Raw genomic sequence first — 18,515 nt, forward strand, 5'->3', positions numbered from 1 at the left:
AATGTAATCAGAAATTAGAATATTTTAGAATTAATTATATGCGAATCCTTTTAGTTGGTGAATACAGCCGATTGCACAATTCTTTAAAGGAAGGGCTACAAACTTTAGGTCATGAGGTTACCATTGTAGGTTGCGGCGATAAATTCAAACAATTTCCGGTAGATCATTCTGTCTACGCTTCTTTTACGCATACTAAACCGATCATTTATGTTCATAAACTACTGCGAAAACTACAGCTCATCAATTTAGAAAAACTTGAAAAGGCAATTCGTTTTTATTTCTTACTTCCTCAATTTTCAGATTACAACCATGTTCAGCTAATTAATTCAGATGCTTTAGAAACCTATCCGGTACTCAGTCGATGGCTTTATAAAAAGCTGTTTCAAAGGATAAAGAACAGAAGTTTATTAATTTGCGGCGATGAAACTCCTGTTATAGACTATCTTTTCAAACAAGAACTTAACTATTCTATTTTAACCCCTTACTTTGAAAATCTGGGTCTCAAAAAACTATTTCAGTTTCCGTTAAAATACAGAAAAACATCTTACCGAAAAACATTTCAATGGCTAAAAAACAATTGTCAATCGCTCATTACATCTGATCTGGATTATGAGATTCCAATGCAAAAAACGGGCTTTAAAACCCATTTTATTCCGAATCCTGTTAATGTTGACAAAATCAAATTTGAACCTTTACATTTTGAAGATAAAATTATCATCTTTTTAGGCATTAACCACTTGAGTTATCAAAAAAAAGGCATTCCGTTCTTTGAACAGGCATTGGAAAGAATTCAAAAAAAATACCCGAATTGTGTTGAGGCAATTGTAACGGAGAACATTCCCTATGCCGAATATATTCAGTTATACAACAAAGCACATATCCTTTTAGATCAGGTTTATGCTTACGATCAGGGCTATAATGCTTTAGAGGCTATGGCTAAAGGAAAAGTTGTTTTTACCGGTGCTGAAACCGAATTTTCCGAATACTACCATTTACAGGATGACCGTGTTTGTATCAATGCTGTTCCTGATGTAGAAGAACTATGTCAAAAACTCTCTTTTTTAATTGAAAATCCTGCCGAGATCATTGATATTTCAACTAATGCCCGAAAGTTTATTGAGGCAGAACATCATTATCGGATCATTGCAAAAAAGTACTTATCCGTCTGGGCAATTTGACTTCTTTTTTAAAAAACAACAGCACTACAATAATCATTAAAAATTCATACGGATAAGCGTATTTTACATTCGTTCCGTAAGTAACAATACCTTGTAGAAGCGATCCGGCAAATATAATGGTCACTGCTACTATTTCAAAAGCGATCTTACGTTTCTTAAAAAATCGGAAGACAAAAAAAGGAACTAAAGCCAGAAAACTCCATTTGAAAAAGTACAATGTAATCTTTTGCAAACGCCAAATGGTTCTTACAAGTGGTTTTAATTTTACTTTTTCAAAATCCCAATAAATCTTTACCCTCCAAAAATCCAACCAGGAACGGGTTACAACCTGTTTCCAATAATCATACTGATTGTTCTTGATGGTTTCTTTTGCATATTCTCCCAAATAATAGGAACACTCCGGAAAATAAGGATATTTATATTGTAAATCATGATAATGAGCATGCCAGATAGCCATTGCCACATCTTTTTTCTCTCTGATGGTTTCTTCTCTGTATTTTACATAAGGATCTATGATCCACTGGTATTTTTCCGGACCTTTTTCAGCAAAATAAACGCAATTTTGGGAAATGTTGAGACCAAAATAAGTTGTAGAAACAAAATATCCTGTGTTTACTTTATTGACATAAGACCAACCGAAATAGACTAATAAGGGGAAAATTAAAATAATGATCTTCTGGTTGATGATCTTTTTCCAATGAAATCGATACAAAACAGTAAAACCATAGATAACAAACGGAATATAAGCAAAGAAAGGTTTGGTTAAAACCAGATAACCTAAAAGAAGGCTAAACAATAACTCTGATTTAAGGTCTCGCTTATTGAAATAATTATCTGCTAAAATATAGAAAACGGCCGATAGTAAAAAAACGGTAAGACTTTCTATTAAAATAGCTGTTTCATAAAAAAACACATATAGTAAAGTTTCCAGATAAACCGCGATCCAAAGCGCATTTTTATTTTGAAAACCTAATTTTAATAATAATTTATACTGGATCACAGAAGTTACAACACCGATAACAAATTGATATACGATCGTTAGCCGCATAGTTCCTCCCCCTAATGCTATCAATAACGGATATCCGGGACTCCTTTCTCCGGTATAACCGGATAAATTAAATTTCATCAGATAAGGCACTAACTCCATAAAGCTCCAACTATCCGGCCATTTAGTAATTGTAAAATACAACGCAAAGAATAGGGCTCTGAAGAAAAACCCAAAGAGAATGAGAAATTTTACCTCCGCTGTTTTTACAAAAGGGATATAAATCTTATCGATCCATTTAAACATAGTTGAAATATATTTTTAAAAGTTGCAAAGGAAACTGAAAAAATTCTCTTTTTCTTATTTTTGAACCTCCTTTTTCTTCCCATATTTCCAACGGGATCTCTTTAATTTTTAACTCAAACTCACGATCTGACCTTTTAAACCGCAAAAGCAATTCAACATCAAAAAGCCATTTGGTTATAAAAGGATCTTTAAATAATCGGTATGCCAAATCAGAACGCATGACTTTAGCCCCGCATTGCGTATCGTAGATGGGAAATTTTAGAATAACCTGACTCATGATAGTTGCAAATACACGTCCGAAATAATGGCGTAGCAACGATCTTCTTACCTGATTTCCGGTCAGTTTTATTCTTGCTCCCATTACCAGAGCCAAATTACCGTTTTGCAGTAAAAACTGAGAGATACGAATCAATTCAGAAACCGGAGTTGCCAGATCAGCATCTAAATACGCTACATAATCATATTGAATAATGTTAAACTGAAAAATTCCCTGCCGGATAGCCTCAGCCTTTCCCGAATTCTTTAACAGGCTCAGGCAAAAAACATTTTCAAACTCCTTGCTAAAAGTATCCAATACATTCTGAGTCTGATCTGAGCTTCCGTCATTTATAAACAGAAAATCGACATCCCGATAGGTTTCAAATTGCTTGCTCCAGTTGAGCATTTTAAAACGCTCAACTTCATTAAAACAAGGGATCAATATGCCTATTCTGTTTGTTTTCTCCATAAACCGTTAAAGTACATCCATAACATTACAAAATACACAAAATAGGTCCCGCAATAAGCCATAACGGCTCCTTCTACTTTAGCATACGAAATCAAAAACCAACTCAAAGAGATCATCGTTGCAAAAGAAATAATTTCAAATATAAAATAAGGTTTCACTAACTTTCTGGCGTAAAACTGTATTCCCAGTATTAAAGAAGCTGCCTTGAAAATATCGCCCAGCATTTGCCAGAAGAACAATTGGGAAACCGGTAAAAATTCCTTGCTTAAAAACAACGGAATAAAATACATTCGCAACAAAAATAAAACACTCAGTGCTAAAGCAAAAAGCGGAATGATCTTAGTCAGGTAATTTTTAGTTAAAGGCTTTATCTGATTTGTATCTTTTGAAAATTCCGGCAAATAATATAAGGTTATCATGGAAGAAATGAACATCATATACAGAGCCGAAATCTTGTTCATTGCCTCGTAATATCCCGCCGCATCCAGACTGTCCCAATTGATAACCAGACTTCTGATAAACAAATAAATAAGAGGCGAAATTATTGCTGAGAACAAACTCATTAGTCCATACGACAAGGTTCCTTTCAGCTCTTTAAAGCTACTTCTTAAACTCCCGATCTGAAAAGCTGTGATTTCTTCCTTTACAAAATAAAAAGAAACCAAAAACAAAACGAGCCCTATGACTGAAACGGCCAATAATGCCCCCATTGTTCTGAAAAAATACATCAAAACAACAGAAAGTACCAATCCGGACAAGTAACTGACACTATTTACCCAGACTACTTTTTTATAGCGACTCAACCCATTCAGAAAAGCAATGCAATACACATTCAGTACCTGAAAAGGGAATAAAATTCCAATAGCTTTCAGAACCGTTGAATAATCGGCATGATCGAAAATTTTGTTCGCAATGAACTCAGAAAACACAACAATTCCGATTCCTAAAAAAACGGAAAGAATGAGAATTCCTAAAAAATGTATTGAGAACAAATGTGATAATCTCTTTTTGTCGGAATAATTCTCTGCTACTCTTTTAATAATTCCATTTTGGATTCCCAAAGTTCCTAAAGCCTCTAAAGAAGATAGAAAGTTTCTTAGATTGCCTACTAATGCCATTCCGGAAGCTCCGATGAACATAGCAATTGCCTTTGAGGTCAAAAAACTGGTCACGACTCTTAAAACCAAACTCAGACTATTGAATGAGAAGATTTTAAAAAGCACATTTTCCTTTATTTTTTGAAATTCATTCAAACTTAATACGCATTTACTACCTTAATAATGGTTGCTATTTCTTCTTCGGTCAAACTGCTGTTGATCGGCAAGCTGATTATTTCCTGATGGATTTTCTCAGTGACAGGAAACGAAAGCTGATTCCAGTCTTTTAATGCTTTTTGCTGGTGGGGCGGAATCGGATAATGGATCATCGTTTCAATTTCGTTCGCTTGCAAAAAGTTCTGAAATGCATTTCTGTTTTCCGTACGGACAACAAACTGATGAAAAACATGAGCAGCTTCCCTATTCCAATCCGGTAAAATGATTTTAGGGTTTGTCATTTCCGTTAAATAGCGTCGGGCAATATGCCTTCTGGCTTCATTTTCCTTGTCTAAAAAAGGTAATTTTAAGTTCAGAAATGCCGCTTGTAACTCATCTAAACGAGAATTTACGCCGATGCGTTCGTTCTCATATTTTTTCTTCGAACCGTAATTCCGTAGTTCATACAAAACTTCTGCTAATTCGGGATCATCTGTTGTAATGGCTCCGGCATCACCCAAAGCACCTAAGTTTTTTCCGGGATAAAAGCTATAGGCTTTCGGATGGTTTTCATAATGAGCTTTAGCTCCGTGAGATTGTGCTGCATCCTCTATAACTAATAGATCATATCGTTTAGCTATAGCTGAAATTTCATCCATCTCGGCTAATTGTCCGTACAAATGTACCGGAAGGATTGCCTTTGTCTTTGAGGATATTTTTTCTTCGATCCGATCAGGGTTTATTGTATAGGTTTCTAACTTTGGTTCTACTAAAACCGGAATTAAATCGGCTTCCAGAATTGCTAAAATAGTTGCAATATAGGTATTGGCAGGAACGATAACCTCATCTCCTTTTTCTATTTTTTCCAGTTGAATATATGCCTTTAAAATTAAAGTCAAAGCATCTAATCCATTGGCTACTCCTACACAAAATCGGCTACCGCTATAAGCCGCAAAATCAGTTTCAAATGTCTGAACCTCATTTCCTAAAATGTACCAGCCCTTATCTAAGAATTGCTGAAATCTTTGTTTAAACCGATTTTCAAATGGTTTATTGATCTTATGTAAATCAAGAAATTTTATCATTTTACCTGTAAATCTAATTGGTAATAATCCTGACAAAACACAACACCTCCGAGCTCTTCTTTCTGCTGCAATAAGCCTTTATTAAAACCTTCTTTAAAACTTGTGTCTGTAACAACTCCCATATCAAAATAAAGCTTATTTTCCGCTCTGAAATGTTCAAATAAGGTAAAATACAAATAATCCAGCGCTCTGTTCTTTTCTCCCAAGTCTGACGTAGCTCCGTATTGGGATTTTACAACAAACGTATCCTGAAAAAGTGTGATTCCTGCTACGATCTGATTATCTATGTAAGCATTAACCTGTTTTATATTCTCCGGAAAATCGGATGCCAGTGATTCTATTTCTTGTAAGGTATGTACCGGGCTTGCATTGTATTTTTGTAAAAGTCTGGGAATTAATATTTCTTCCCAAAAATCGTTGAACTTATTATCAAATCTAACTTCAATATTTTTAGTCTTTTTATAATGTTTCCATTTACTTTTAGACCATAATTCCGGATCCTTTAAAGGAAATGCTAAATTCAGATCTTTTCTGAAACAATTGGCACCGGATTTAAAAAAGTAAAAATCCAATTCGTTAGACATCGTTGAATTGTATATGATAGGCAAGGATTTCATTTGTAAAGTGATAATCCCTTGTGCTCTTAAAAAACGAACAATGGAATCCATTATTGTAAAAATTTCTTCCGATTTTGTTTTTTTCTCCACAACTAAGCCTCCGTAAGTCAGCCCTTGATGTGAGAACACTGTATCTCCTGCCTTATTTGCCGGAAAAACAGCTTTTACATTTTCTTTCGCATCAAAGACCAATAAAGAATAATCTTCAAATCGATCCTGATGGTATTCCATAAAATCCCGATCAAATAAAAAAGTAGCATTTTTAGCTTTTTTAACAAATTCGTTCCAAAGCATTTTACTTTCTTTCTCGTATTTCCTTACCTGATAAATTTTCAAGATTACATCTTTTAACGGGGAAAATTACTAATTTTTACCATAGGAATAAAAAGCTATTGGCTTTTTTATTACTTTTATGGTAATTTGCTTTATAAAAGATCCGGTGACCCAATGACTAAAAAGACCCGAAATTTATTTTTCTTCATATTAAGTCTGCTTTCTTATTATAGTTACAGCCAAGATGTTTCACTTTATACACAGGTTAACGGGCGTTATGATTTTACTTTTGTCGGTAATACCATGAATACTGCCGAAAATAATACCTCAGCCGGTTCTGTAACGATCACATCTTCTTCAGCTACTTTAAATCTCGGTCCTAATGATACTGTGGTTAAAGCTTATCTTTACTGGGCAGGAAGCGGCGATGGGGATTTTGATGTTCAGTTAAACGGCAATGCAATCACTCCTGATCGTACCTTTAGTCATAGCCGTTTTTTTTCGCCTAATACGTATACTTATTTCAGTGCTTTCAAAGATATTACCTCTTACGTACAAAGTTATGGAAACGGTACATACGAACTTTCCGGGTTAGACATTTCTGCCTATGAAAGTTTACATCTTATTCGAAAAACTAACTTTGCAGGCTGGGCCATTTTAATCGTTTATGAAAATCCGGTCTTTCAACTCAATCAGATCAATATTTATGATGGTTTACAAGGTGTCCCGGATAACCTTAGTATTAATCTGACCAATCTTAACGTTTTAGATAACAACGGTGCTACTGCCGGATTCATCGCTTGGGAAGGTGATGCCGTTTTACCTACGGAATCCTTTTATATCAATAGTCAGGTTCTGAGTAACGCTCTTAATCCGGCCAATAATGTTTTTAACGGAACTAATAGTGTTACGGGATCTAATACTCTATATAATATGGATCTGGACATCTATAATATTCAAAATTATATCCAAGTCAGTGATACAGATGCTTTGATTGAACTAACATCTTTTCAGGATTTTATCATGATTAATGCTGTTGCTGTAAAACTGAATAGTCAACTGCCCGACGCTACTATTGTTTTGAATGATTACAGCACAAGTTGTAATTCCGACTCAATAACTGTTGATTATACCGTTTACAATGTTAATAGTACTGAGATCCTTCCGGAAGATACTACCATTGGTTTTTATGTCAACAACACCTTGATCGGAACTACGTTTACACAAAATCCTATTGCCATCGGAGCCAATGAACAAGGTTCGGTGACATTAACAATTCCGCTGGACGCAACGGAAATTTTCATCCTTACTGCTACTGTTGATTATGATAATACTATTTTAGAATTAGTAGAAACTAACAATTCTTTTGAAATAGAAATAACACAGTGGTTATCTCCTCCGTTTGCTACTTTAGAAAACCTTACCTCTTGCAATTTAGGACTTACCAAAGGTAATTTTGATTTTTCGGCTTATGAAGAGTCGGTTACAACCAATGCTGATCATTCGGTTACTTTTTATAATTCCTATGAAGATGCCGAAAATGAACAAAATGAGATCCTCAATACAATGAATTATGAGGCTTTAACGACTCCGGAAACTATTTATGTAAGAATTGAAAATGAATTTGGCTGCTATAGTATTACCTCATTTGACCTGATCGTCCGAAATTGTCCTCCGACAATTTACAATGCAGTCTCTGCCAATAATGATGGTTATAACGATGATTTCTTCATTGACGGATTGCGGGATATTTTTACCGACTTTAAACTGGAAATTTACAATCGATGGGGTAAATTATTATGGACTGGTAACAATAATGTTCCGAATTGGGACGGTTATGTTAAAGATGGATTTGCCGGTAATAAAGCTCCTGAAGGTACTTATTTCTACATTTTATATCTTAACGACGAAGACTATCCCGAAGCCTTAACCGGATACCTGTACCTTACCTATTAATTACATATTTTGCGTATAATAGTTGTAATCTTTCAATAGTGTTTTGATGAAATCCTGATCGTTTCCGGACTGGTTCTTTATTCCGGTTACTTCAATGACCTTCTCCCGTAGTTTTATAATGGTATTAAAGTCTCTCATAGCTATTGCTTTTTCAAAGTTCTCTTTGATGATCCGCATATCATTATCTGATAATTTGATAACTAACGGATACGTAGGTACATAATCATCATTGATCTCCTGTAAAATTGTATGATTGATATTAATTTTATTCTTTAAAGAGATCACTGCCGTACCGGCTGCAATATCTCCTAGCCTCTGATTGCGCTTGTTTATAATCATAACGATTAAAGCAAACAAACCATTCCCAACGGTTAATTCCACAATACGGAACAACCAGCGTATCAGATAGTCGCCGAAACTAGCCTGATAACCGTCCAGTTTGATCACTTTAATTTTTGCGATCTTTTTACCTATGGTTTGTCCCTCCCACAGGCTTTCCTGAACTAAAGAATAGAACATGACCGGTAAACCGATTAACGAAATGACAGCCATAATTGACCAAGGATCTAAACCTGTAAAAAAACGGTCAAAATCAGTCAGTTCAAATAAAAAAATAACTAAAACAATGTATGCCGCCTTAACTAAAATATCTAAAATCTGAGCCAATAACCTATCTCCTACAGTTGCAGCTGTAAAATTTATAGTAACATTTTGTGTCGTGTTTATGGTTAATTGCATCTTAATTTATATTTTAGCACTCCCATGAGAGAGGTCGCATTTATTAAACAAAATAAAGAAAAATGGCTTAACTTTGAACAAGCTATTTTTGGCAAAGCTAAAAAAAATCCTGATGATTTGGCTAGTTTATACGTTCATTTAGTCAATGATTTGTCTTATGCTCAGACTTATTACCCGAAAAGCAAGACAACCGTTTATCTAAATTATTTAGCGGCACAAACCTATCAAAAAATTTACAAAACAAAAAGAACTGAGACCAATAGAATTCAGTATTTTTTTACAACGGAGGTTCCTTTACTGGTTTACCAGTACCGCAGGTACATTCTATACGCTTTTATTACATTCTTCCTGCTAACAGGGATCGGTGTCCTTTCTGCTCACAACGACGACAGCTTTGTACGACTTATTTTAGGGGATTACTATGTAAACATGACCTTAGAGAATATCAAAGACGGAAACCCTGTAGCTGTTTACAAAAGCGGCAGTAATTGGGGAAGTTTTATCGGTATCACGCTTAATAATTTAAAAGTAGGTGCCATGTCTTATTTCTGGGGAATCTTTCTAGGGATCGGTACTTTTTATGTATTGTTGCAGAACTGTATCATGCTGGGATCTTTCCAATATTTCTTTTATCAGGAAAATGTATTCTGGGAAAGTGTTCGCGGTATCTGGATCCACGGTTCAATGGAAATTTTTGCCATGGTCATTGAAGCCGGAGCCGGATTTATCTTAGGAGCCAGCATTTTATTTCCTAAAACCTATTCGCGCTTAGATTCCTTCAAAATAGGATTCAAAAACAGTTTTAAAATCTTCATCAGCACCATGCCTTTTACCTTTGCAGCCGGTTTTTTAGAAGGTTTCATTACCCGATACGCTTTAGAAATGCCTACATTTCTAAGCATTTCAATTATTTTACTTACGCTTTCAGCGATTAGTTTTTATTATCTGATCTATCCGTTCAAAGTACATCAAAAAGTAAAAAAATCAGTTACCATTGCTTAATATGAAAACAAAGAGCATCTACATAACCTTTCTATTAAGCCTTGTTATAGCCTTTCAGTCTTTAGCACAAACAGCTAGAGATTCTATTGCTAATGCTCATAGAACATTCGGAAGTGCATTAGCTGAAAAATACAACGGAAACGATTTTAATTACGAAATAGAACAAGACAGTTACGAACCCTCTTTAGGTGATAAAATCTTACGATTTCTACAAAATTTGATCTCTAATATCTTCGGTAACACTTCTGCCTCGGAAGCTTTGAGCGGTTTTCAGATCCTCATCCGTATTCTAGCTGTTATCGTTATTCTGTTTGTGGTCTATCTGATCGTCAGAATGATCATCAACAAAGAAGGAGGCTGGATTTTTAGTCGTTCAAGTAAAAAGATCAACGTAACAGAAAATGTTGAAGAAAATATCCATACCATTGATTTCAATAAAATTGTAAAAGATGCCGTAGGCGGAAAAGATTTCCGCGTTGCGATTCGTTACTATTATTTATGGTTGCTAAAATCGCTTTCCGACAGAAACATTATTGAATGGGATATCGAAAAGACGAATTCAGACTACCTATACGAAATTAACGATATGGCTTTACAAAAAGATTTCCGATTTCTTTCGTATGTGTACGAATACAGTTGGTATGGCGAATTTGAACTAACCGAAGAGGATTTCCAGAAAGCTCAAAAAGCCTTTTTAAAATCAATAGGAAAACAATAAGATGTCAAAAAAGTTAAAAATATTCATAGGAATTCTGTTCTTTCTCTGGATTGCCATCATCGCTATTGATGCCAGCCGACCGAAACCTGTTGATTGGACCGAAACCTATAAGATCAAAGACAAGAAGCCTTTCGGACTCTATATCTTTGATAACGAGTGTGACACCTATTTTAATCCGCAATCCGTTACACGATTCGGGAAAAGTCCATACGAATTTTTAGATGCTAAATACCGTTACAAAGATTCCTCTTATAGTGTCTCAGGAACGGTCTTGTACATTGACAACAAATTTGATATTGATGATGAATCCTTAAAAGAACTAATGTATTTTGCCAGTCACGGAAACTCTATCTTTCTAAGTTCTTTTGATTTTCCGAAGATCTTACACGATTCACTTCATTTTAAAATAAGTTATGGAAATATATTTAGTGATACCTTACAACTGGAGGTTCAAAATGCAAAAAAAGAAAAGAACTATTTTGACAAAGGCACTAACAACAGTTATTTTATAGAAATTGACTCTGCTCGTACAACTGTTTTAGGGAAACAGAAATACGGCAAGAATTTTAAAAACGAACAAACCAATTTCATTAAAGTCCCCTTTGGTGAAGGTGCTTTTTACCTACACACCCAGCCGGAAGCTTTCACAAATTATTACATGCTGAAGAACCAGTCCTATGCTGAAAGTATACTGAATAATATCCCTCAAAAAGATCCTATCTTCTGGAAAGTAGATCGCTATGAAAGTGAAAATTTAGATCAGTCACCATTGCGTTTTATTTTTAGTGAACCTTCATTAAAGTGGGCTTGGCTCTTTGCACTGCTTTCTATGATCTTTTTTATGATCTTTAATGCTAAGCGCCGCCAACGAGTAGTTCCCGTTATTGAACCGTTAAAAAATACAACCGTAGAATTCACCAAAACCATAGGGAATCTGTATTATCAGGAAAAGAATCATTTGGATATCATTGAAAAAAAGATCAAATATTTACTTGAAAAAATTAGAAACGAATACTATATTGATACCTTTAATCTGGATGACTCTTTTATTAAAAGATTACATCAAAAAACCAGTAAAAATATAGACGATATTGCAAAATTGGTCCATCACATCAACCAATTACGCAGACAAACACAAGCTACAGAAGCTGATATTATTAAATTGAACGAACTGATTGAAAAATTAAATCTATAATGGAAAACTTTTTTGAAAACAATCCGCAAAACGAGACAAATGAAAATGCCGAAAATGTAAATTTTGAATCTCGTATCGATCTACAGCCCTTACAGGATGGTCTGGCTCAAATTCGTCAGGAAATCGCTAAAGTGATTGTAGGGCAAAATAAAATGATCGACCAATTGCTCGTAGCTGTTTTAGCAAACGGACATGTTTTACTCGAAGGGGTTCCGGGAGTAGCCAAAACTATTAGTGCTAAACTGTTAGCCAGGACTTTATCTCTTGATTTCAGCAGAATCCAGTTCACACCCGATTTGATGCCTTCGGATATCATCGGAACTTCCGTTTTTGATTTGTCAAAATCAACTTTTGAATTCAAAAAAGGACCGATATTTTCCAACTTTGTTTTAATTGATGAGATCAACAGGGCTCCGGCAAAAACACAAGCCGCTTTGTTTGAAGTAATGGAAGAACGCCAAATTACTGCCGACGGAACTACATACGTATTAGACAAACCGTTTCTTGTAATTGCCACGCAAAACCCGATTGAGCAAGAGGGTACTTATCGACTGCCCGAAGCACAATTAGACCGTTTCTTGTTTAAGATCAATATCGATTACCCGAACTTAGAAGAGGAGATCCATATCTTAAATAAAGAAAATGAATTGAAAAATGAAGATAAATTAGCCGCTATCGCTACAATTTTATCTAAAACTAATATTGCTGATTTTCAACATTTGGTAAAACAAATCATCATTGAACCGCATTTGATTGAATACATTGCAAAAATAGTTTCCAATACCCGCGAAAATGCCTTTTTGTATCTGGGAGCTTCTCCAAGAGCTTCTATAGCTATTTTAAATGCTGCTAAAGGTTTCGCATCGATCAAAGGACGCGATTTTGTAACACCCGACGATATTAAAGAGGCAGCTATTCCGGTATTGCAACACCGCGTTGTTGTTACTCCGGAACGTGAAATGGAAGGAGTTAACAGTACCGAGATCATCAAACAGATCATTGATACCGTCGAAATTCCGCGATAACTAAAAACTCAATTTGAAAAAGGACAATGCCGGCATTCTATAAACAGCTATACATCAATAATTTTTTCTTCTATTGTATCATGGGGATCATTGCACTATTCATAGTGTCGTTCTTTCTTCCTATGTTTTACAATGCCGCCTGGTATCTTTTGGTGTTATTAGTGGCTTTTACCACTATCGATATCCTTTTACTCTTTGCTTCCGGAAAAAAAGTAACCGCTTCTCGCCTTACTCCGGAAAAACTTTCTAATGGTGATGACAATAGCATTACTATTCATTTACAAAACTATTACACTTTTCCGGTTCTGATTAAAGCCATCGACGAAGTTCCGTATCAGTTCCAGCAACGGCATTTTGAAGTTTCCAGAAAAATTAAAACTCAGACAAAAGATAGTTATCAATATTTCCTGAGACCTACTGAACGTGGTGAATATACATTTGGAAAACTTAATATTTATGTGTCTTCTCCGCTGCGTTTAATCAGCAGAAGATTCATTTATGAGGAAAACCAAATGGTACCCACTTACCCATCGTATATTCAATTAAAAAAATACGATTTAATGGCTTTTTCCAATAACCTGTTCCAATACGGATTAAAAAAGATAAGACGTATCGGTCATACTATGGAGTTTGAACAGATCAAAGAATACGTTCAGGGAGATGACATCCGAACGATCAATTGGAAAGCAACTGCAAAAAGAAACCAATTGATGGTTAACCAGTTTCAGGACGAAAAATCGCAAAATGTATACATGCTCATCGATAAAGGGCGTGTTATGAAAATGCCTTTTAATGGTTTAAGCTTACTCGATTATGCGATCAATGCAACTTTAGTTTTATCGAATGTAATCCTTAAAAAGCACGATAAAGCAGGGATGCTGACTTTTTCAAAGAAGGTTGAGAACATTATAGCTGCCGAAAAACGCCAGAGCCAGATGCAGCAGATCATGGAAAATCTTTACAACATAAAAACCGATTTTTTTGAAAGCGATTTCAGTCGTCTGTATGTAGATGTAAAGAAAAACATCAACCAGCGAAGTCTTCTTATGTTGTATACCAACTTTGAAACATTAGACGGTTTACACAGACAATTGCCTTATTTAAAAGGAATGGCTAAAAATCATTTATTGGTTGTAGTGTTCTTTAACAATACGGAACTTAATGAACTGATTCATAAAAAAGCGACCACTGTTCAAGAAATTTACGACAAAACCATTGCCGAAAAATTTGCTTTTGAAAAACGCTTAATTGTCAATGAATTAAAAAAATATGGCATTTACTCGGTTTTAACCGAACCCGAACAGTTAACATTAGACACGATCAATAAATATTTAGAAATCAAAGCTCGAGGAATACTTTAAAAATTAACCCTATATGAAAAAAGCTCTACTAACCTTTCTATTAACTATTAGCTGTACTTATTTTTCCACTGCTCAAGAAGAGGTTGACTCTCTGGCTGTTTTTTTTCAGCAGATCGAAAATTCAATGCAGTATCAAACCGGAAAAATTGAATTTAAAAATGAAAATGCTGATATTGATATCCCAAAAGGATATAAATTCTTAGACGGAGAGCAAACCCAATATGTTTTAACCGATCTATGGGGAAATATAAGAGACACAACTGTTTTGGGATCTATTTTACCTGAAAAACTAGGCGTTACCAGTGAAAATTCTTGGATGTTTGTGATAAGCTATCACAATATCGGCTATGTAAAAGACGACGATGCCAATGACATTGATTATGATGAGTTACTGGAAGAATTACAGAAAGATTTTGAAAGTGAAAATGTTGAAAGAGAAAAATTAGGCTATGAAAAAGCGCACCTGGTAGGTTGGGCTTCAAAACCATATTATGACAATACTGCAAAAGTGCTTCACTGGGCAAAAGAAATAAAATTTGACGATAGTGAGACCAATACTTTAAATTATGATCTTAGGGTACTGGGAAGAAAAGGGATGTTTAACCTTTCGGCAGTTTCCGGTATCAACCAACTGGATGAAGTTAAAAAATCTATTCCGCTCATAACAAAAAGTGTGACATACAAAGAGGGATCACGTTATAGTGATTTTGATTCCGGAACCGATAATGTAGCAGCATGGACCATTGGCGGACTTGTAGCCGGAAAGCTACTCGCAAAAACAGGTTTTTTTGCTATTTTAGCTAAATTCGGAAAAGTTATCATTGTAGGTCTTCTCGGATTATTAGGCGCTCTGAGAAAATTCATTTTCGGAAGTAAAGAACAAGAAGTTACGAAAGAAGAAAGTATTGTTTCTACTGATAATTCCGATCCAAAAGAAACTGAGAACTAAACAGCATGATGAAAAAAATAGAATCTGTTCAGAATCCGTATGTAAAATCACTGATCCAGCTTCAGGAAAAAGCCAAGACCAGAAAACAAACCGGAACCTTTTTAATTGAAGGAAAAAGAGAGATAGAACTTGCTATAAAGGGCGGGTACACCCTGAAAACCGTCCTGTTTTTACCTCATATCTTTTCGGAAGAACAATTAACCTCATTAGAAATTTCAAAAGAAACAGAGAAAATAGAAATTTCAAAAGAAGTATACCAAAAGTTAGCCTACAGAGATACTACCGAAGGTATTTTGGCGGTGGCCGAATCCAAATCGTTAGCTCTTGAAGATTTAAAATTATCAAACAATCCGCTTATTCTGGTTGCCGAAGGTTTAGAAAAACCCGGAAATTTAGGGGCCATTCTACGTACCGCAGATGCGGCAAATATAGATGCGGTAATTATTGCTAATCCCCGGGCTGATATTTACAATCCTAACATCGTACGGTCAAGTGTAGGCTGTTTGTTTACAAGACAACTTGCTGTGGGAACGTCTGAAGAAGTAGTACAGTATTTAAAAGAACACGAGGTCAACATTTTTTCGGCGACATTACAGGATTCGACCGAATACCATACTCAAAATTACAGCTTGCCTACCGCTTTAGTTGTCGGAACTGAAGCGACAGGCTTAACCGCGATTTGGCGAACAGAAAGTACTAAAAACATCATCATCCCGATGCAGGGTGAAATAGACTCCATGAATGTTTCTGTTGCTGCTGCCATTTTACTTTTTGAAGCGAAACGTCAAAGAGACTTTAAGTAACCTTGTATAGCTATTTGCCATAAAGTCTTTTTCCTATTAAAATAAAATTGTTAATTTCATTCCTTTGTAGTAACTTTAAAGAAGTTATAGTATTAGTATGGTAGAAATAGATTTAGAAGCAGAAAACAAAGCCATTGCGCAAGAATATAAAGAACTTTTACGCATCAGTTACCAAACGCTTTCCGACGAGGATAAGAAACTGATCCGTAAAGCTTTTGATGTAGCAGTAGATGCTCATAAAGAGCAAAGAAGAAAATCCGGAGAAGCTTATATTTTCCATCCTATTGCAGTAGCTAAAATTGTTGCAGCCGAAATTGGTCTGGGAGCGACTTCCATTGCCGCTGCTTTAATGCACGATGTCGTTGAAGATACTAACATTACCGTTGAAGATATTGAGCGAATGTTCAATCCTAAAATTGCGAAGATCGTTGAAGGCTTAACCAAAATTGCTAAAGTAAAAACCGATCAGGATATTTCGCTTCAAGCTGAAAACTTCCGAAAAATGTTGCTTACACTCAATGAAGATGTTCGGGTAATTCTAATCAAAATAGCCGACCGTTTGCATAATATGCAGACGATGGAAAGCATGGTTGACTATAAACAGGCTAAAATTGCTTCGGAAACCCTATATATTTACGCTCCGTTAGCACATCGTTTAGGTTTGTACAACATTAAAACCCAACTGGAAGATCTGGGATTAAAATACACAGAACCTGATATCTACAACGAAATTGTCAGCAAAATAAAAGAGACCAAACAGGAACAGGATGCTTATATCAAATCCATTTCAGATGTTTTGACCAGATCTTTAGACGATGAAGGTATTGAGTTCATCATCAAAGGAAGACCGAAATCCATTTATTCTATTCGTAGAAAAATGCGTGCTCAGAAAGTAACATTTGATGAAGTGTATGACAAGTTTGCCTTACGTATTATCTATAAAGCCACCCAACACGACGAGAAGTTCTTAGCCTGGAAAATTTATTCCATAGTTACCGATCATTACCGCCCGAGTCCAAGCCGTTTGCGTGACTGGATCTCTTCTCCGAAATCAACCGGATACGAAGCCCTGCATACGACCGTTATGGGTCCCAAAGGGCGCTGGGTAGAAATTCAGATCCGTAGCGAACGTATGGATGAAATCGCTGAAAAAGGATATGCAGCACATTACAAATACAAAAATTCAGATGATACCGAAGAACATACATTAGAAATCTGGCTCAATCAATTAAAAGAAGCTCTGGAAAATCAGACTTCAAATGCTGTAGATTTTGTCGAAGATTTTAAATTAAACCTGTATTCCAAAGAGATCTATATTTTTACTCCTAAAGGAGATATTAAATCCTTACCTAAAGGAGCTACTTCTCTTGATTTTGCCTTCTCTATACACTCTGAGATCGGAGTACATACAAGAGGTACCCGTGTCAACGGAAAACTGGTTCCGCTAAATCATATTTTAAACAGTGGCGATCAGGTAGAAATAATCACTTCTCCTAATCAAAAGCCTACAGCTCAATGGTTGGATTACGTTACGACATCTCGTGCTAAAAATAAGATTAAGAATGTACTGAACGAAGACATCAAAAAAATAGGAGAAGACGGAAAAGAAATACTGGCTCGTAAACTTCGCCATTTAAAAATCAATCTTTCCGAAAATGTTGTCAATGAATTAGTTGTATATTTTAAATTACAAACCAGTCTGGATCTGTTTTACAGAGTGGGTATAGGTACCATCGACAACCAGCAGTTAAAAGATTTTGCAGCCCAGAAGAACAATACTTTGGTAAATTTTTTCAAGAAAACCATCAAGCGTTCTCCGAATCCGCAACCGGAAATCATTCAGCGTAATGAGATCAGCAAAAAATATGACATGCTGGTTTTCGGAAAAGAACAGGAAAAACTGGACTACAAACTGGCTAGTTGCTGTAACCCTATTCCCGGAGATGATGTATTCGGTTTTATTACAATCAATGAAGGCATAAAAGTACACAGAAAAGATTGTCCGAATGCTATTAGTTTACAGTCTAACTATGCTTATCGTATCATTCAGGCCAAGTGGATCGACTCCTCTCAGGAAGATTTCAAAGCCATTATAGAAATCACAGGAATGGACACCTTAGGCTTAACGAATGAACTAACCAAAGTGATCTCTAACGAGATGCACGTAAACATTCAAAACATATCACTAAGCGGAGAAGCGGGTATCTTTAAAGGGCGAATTACCGTTATTGTTCCTAACAATACTGTTTTGAAAAAATTAATTGATAATATTAAAAAAGTAGACGGCGTAGACAAGGTGAATCGGGTGTATCAGAACTAAGATCTCAACTTCATTTTCAGAGAT

Annotated in this window: 16 protein-coding genes; 10 read left to right on the forward strand and 6 right to left on the reverse strand. The window is 35.5% G+C overall.

The annotated features are described in order from the left end of the window. Nucleotides 1-38: 38 nt before the first annotated feature. On the forward strand, nt 39-1,178 hold the full coding sequence (locus NHF50_RS01680) for a glycosyltransferase (RefSeq protein WP_252774838.1): 1,140 nt from the start codon (nt 39-41) through the stop codon (nt 1,176-1,178). On the opposite strand, the gene NHF50_RS01685 is transcribed toward NHF50_RS01680, so the two are convergent. Genes NHF50_RS01685 through NHF50_RS01705 form a run of 5 tightly spaced genes read right to left on the reverse strand, consistent with a single transcriptional unit; the run spans nt 1,141 to nt 6,487 of the window. Further along, nucleotides 1,141-2,469, reverse strand: a complete 1,329-nt coding sequence (locus tag NHF50_RS01685) for a hypothetical protein (RefSeq protein ID WP_252774839.1) — start codon at nt 2,467-2,469, stop codon at nt 1,141-1,143. The two genes, NHF50_RS01680 and NHF50_RS01685, sit on opposite strands and share 38 nt — an antisense overlap. Beyond that, nucleotides 2,462-3,196, reverse strand: a complete 735-nt coding sequence (locus NHF50_RS01690; protein WP_252774840.1) for a glycosyltransferase — start codon at nt 3,194-3,196, stop codon at nt 2,462-2,464. The genes NHF50_RS01685 and NHF50_RS01690 overlap by 8 nt, the downstream gene beginning before the upstream one ends. After that, nucleotides 3,175-4,419 carry an O-antigen translocase gene (locus NHF50_RS01695; RefSeq protein WP_252774841.1) on the reverse strand — a complete coding sequence of 415 codons (1,245 nt, stop codon included), beginning with the start codon at nt 4,417-4,419 and terminating at the stop codon, nt 3,175-3,177. The genes NHF50_RS01690 and NHF50_RS01695 overlap by 22 nt, the downstream gene beginning before the upstream one ends. Nucleotides 4,420-4,451: 32 nt before the next feature. After that, nucleotides 4,452-5,534 carry a DegT/DnrJ/EryC1/StrS aminotransferase family protein gene (locus tag NHF50_RS01700; protein ID WP_252774842.1) on the reverse strand — a complete coding sequence of 361 codons (1,083 nt, stop codon included), beginning with the start codon at nt 5,532-5,534 and terminating at the stop codon, nt 4,452-4,454. Continuing rightward, a complete protein-coding gene (locus tag NHF50_RS01705; RefSeq protein ID WP_252774843.1) occupies nt 5,531-6,487 on the reverse strand; it encodes a FemAB family protein in 957 nt (318 codons plus the stop codon). Before NHF50_RS01705 ends, NHF50_RS01700 begins: the two co-directional genes overlap by 4 nt. A 111-nt stretch (nt 6,488-6,598) precedes the next feature. On the opposite strand from NHF50_RS01705, the gene NHF50_RS01710 reads away from it, so the two are divergent. After that, complete coding sequence (locus NHF50_RS01710; protein ID WP_252774844.1) at nt 6,599-8,380, forward strand: gliding motility-associated C-terminal domain-containing protein; 1,782 nt, start codon at nt 6,599-6,601, stop codon at nt 8,378-8,380. Here NHF50_RS01710 and NHF50_RS01715 read toward each other — a convergent pair whose 3' ends face one another. Then, nucleotides 8,381-9,118: an RDD family protein gene (locus NHF50_RS01715; RefSeq protein WP_252774845.1), complete on the reverse strand. Its 738-nt coding sequence runs from the start codon at nt 9,116-9,118 to the stop codon at nt 8,381-8,383. 24 nt (nt 9,119-9,142) lie between these two features. On the opposite strand from NHF50_RS01715, the gene NHF50_RS01720 reads away from it, so the two are divergent. The 8 genes from NHF50_RS01720 (at nt 9,143) to NHF50_RS01755 (ending at nt 18,491) form a co-directional block, all read left to right on the forward strand. Next, nucleotides 9,143-10,120, forward strand: coding sequence for a stage II sporulation protein M (locus tag NHF50_RS01720; RefSeq protein ID WP_252774846.1), 978 nt, complete (start codon nt 9,143-9,145; stop codon nt 10,118-10,120). A gap of 1 nt (nt 10,121) precedes the next feature. Further along, entirely contained in the window at nt 10,122-10,838 is a 717-nt protein-coding gene (locus NHF50_RS01725) for a DUF4129 domain-containing protein (RefSeq protein WP_252774847.1), read from the forward strand. Nucleotide 10,839: 1 nt separating this feature from the next. Next, on the forward strand, nt 10,840-12,033 hold the full coding sequence (locus tag NHF50_RS01730) for a DUF4350 domain-containing protein (protein WP_252774848.1): 1,194 nt from the start codon (nt 10,840-10,842) through the stop codon (nt 12,031-12,033). Next, nucleotides 12,033-13,058, forward strand: coding sequence for a MoxR family ATPase (locus NHF50_RS01735; RefSeq protein WP_252774849.1), 1,026 nt, complete (start codon nt 12,033-12,035; stop codon nt 13,056-13,058). Before NHF50_RS01730 ends, NHF50_RS01735 begins: the two co-directional genes overlap by 1 nt. Nucleotides 13,059-13,084: 26 nt before the next feature. Then, nucleotides 13,085-14,419 carry a DUF58 domain-containing protein gene (locus NHF50_RS01740; protein ID WP_252774850.1) on the forward strand — a complete coding sequence of 445 codons (1,335 nt, stop codon included), beginning with the start codon at nt 13,085-13,087 and terminating at the stop codon, nt 14,417-14,419. Between the two features lie 13 nt (nt 14,420-14,432). Next, complete coding sequence (locus tag NHF50_RS01745; protein ID WP_252774851.1) at nt 14,433-15,368, forward strand: DUF2167 domain-containing protein; 936 nt, start codon at nt 14,433-14,435, stop codon at nt 15,366-15,368. 8 nt (nt 15,369-15,376) lie between these two features. Beyond that, complete coding sequence (locus tag NHF50_RS01750) at nt 15,377-16,171, forward strand: RNA methyltransferase (protein WP_252774852.1); 795 nt, start codon at nt 15,377-15,379, stop codon at nt 16,169-16,171. A 97-nt stretch (nt 16,172-16,268) separates the two neighbouring features. Continuing rightward, nucleotides 16,269-18,491, forward strand: a complete 2,223-nt coding sequence (locus NHF50_RS01755) for a bifunctional (p)ppGpp synthetase/guanosine-3',5'-bis(diphosphate) 3'-pyrophosphohydrolase (protein ID WP_252774853.1) — start codon at nt 16,269-16,271, stop codon at nt 18,489-18,491. Nucleotides 18,492-18,515 lie beyond the last annotated feature (24 nt).

It is taken from the genome of Flavobacterium sp. NRK F10 (assembly GCF_024054235.1).
Classification (GTDB): Bacteria; Bacteroidota; Bacteroidia; order Flavobacteriales; family Flavobacteriaceae; genus Flavobacterium; species Flavobacterium sediminis.

Bases quoted from the DNA above. Each gene is read 5' to 3' on its own strand.
- NHF50_RS01750 (WP_252774852.1), top strand. From the start codon at position 15,377: ATGAAAAAAATAGAATCTGTTCAGAATCCGTATGTAAAATCACTGATC.
- NHF50_RS01690 (WP_252774840.1), bottom strand. From the start codon at position 3,196: ATGGAGAAAACAAACAGAATAGGCATATTGATCCCTTGTTTTAATGAA.
- NHF50_RS01725 (WP_252774847.1), top strand. From the start codon at position 10,122: ATGAAAACAAAGAGCATCTACATAACCTTTCTATTAAGCCTTGTTATA.
- NHF50_RS01735 (WP_252774849.1), top strand. From the start codon at position 12,033: ATGGAAAACTTTTTTGAAAACAATCCGCAAAACGAGACAAATGAAAAT.
- NHF50_RS01755 (WP_252774853.1), top strand. From the start codon at position 16,269: ATGGTAGAAATAGATTTAGAAGCAGAAAACAAAGCCATTGCGCAAGAA.
- NHF50_RS01715 (WP_252774845.1), bottom strand. From the start codon at position 9,118: ATGCAATTAACCATAAACACGACACAAAATGTTACTATAAATTTTACA.
- NHF50_RS01685 (WP_252774839.1), bottom strand. From the start codon at position 2,469: ATGTTTAAATGGATCGATAAGATTTATATCCCTTTTGTAAAAACAGCG.
- NHF50_RS01700 (WP_252774842.1), bottom strand. From the start codon at position 5,534: ATGATAAAATTTCTTGATTTACATAAGATCAATAAACCATTTGAAAAT.
- NHF50_RS01720 (WP_252774846.1), top strand. From the start codon at position 9,143: ATGAGAGAGGTCGCATTTATTAAACAAAATAAAGAAAAATGGCTTAAC.
- NHF50_RS01730 (WP_252774848.1), top strand. From the start codon at position 10,840: ATGTCAAAAAAGTTAAAAATATTCATAGGAATTCTGTTCTTTCTCTGG.
- NHF50_RS01680 (WP_252774838.1), top strand. From the start codon at position 39: ATGCGAATCCTTTTAGTTGGTGAATACAGCCGATTGCACAATTCTTTA.
- NHF50_RS01745 (WP_252774851.1), top strand. From the start codon at position 14,433: ATGAAAAAAGCTCTACTAACCTTTCTATTAACTATTAGCTGTACTTAT.
- NHF50_RS01710 (WP_252774844.1), top strand. From the start codon at position 6,599: ATGACTAAAAAGACCCGAAATTTATTTTTCTTCATATTAAGTCTGCTT.
- NHF50_RS01740 (WP_252774850.1), top strand. From the start codon at position 13,085: ATGCCGGCATTCTATAAACAGCTATACATCAATAATTTTTTCTTCTAT.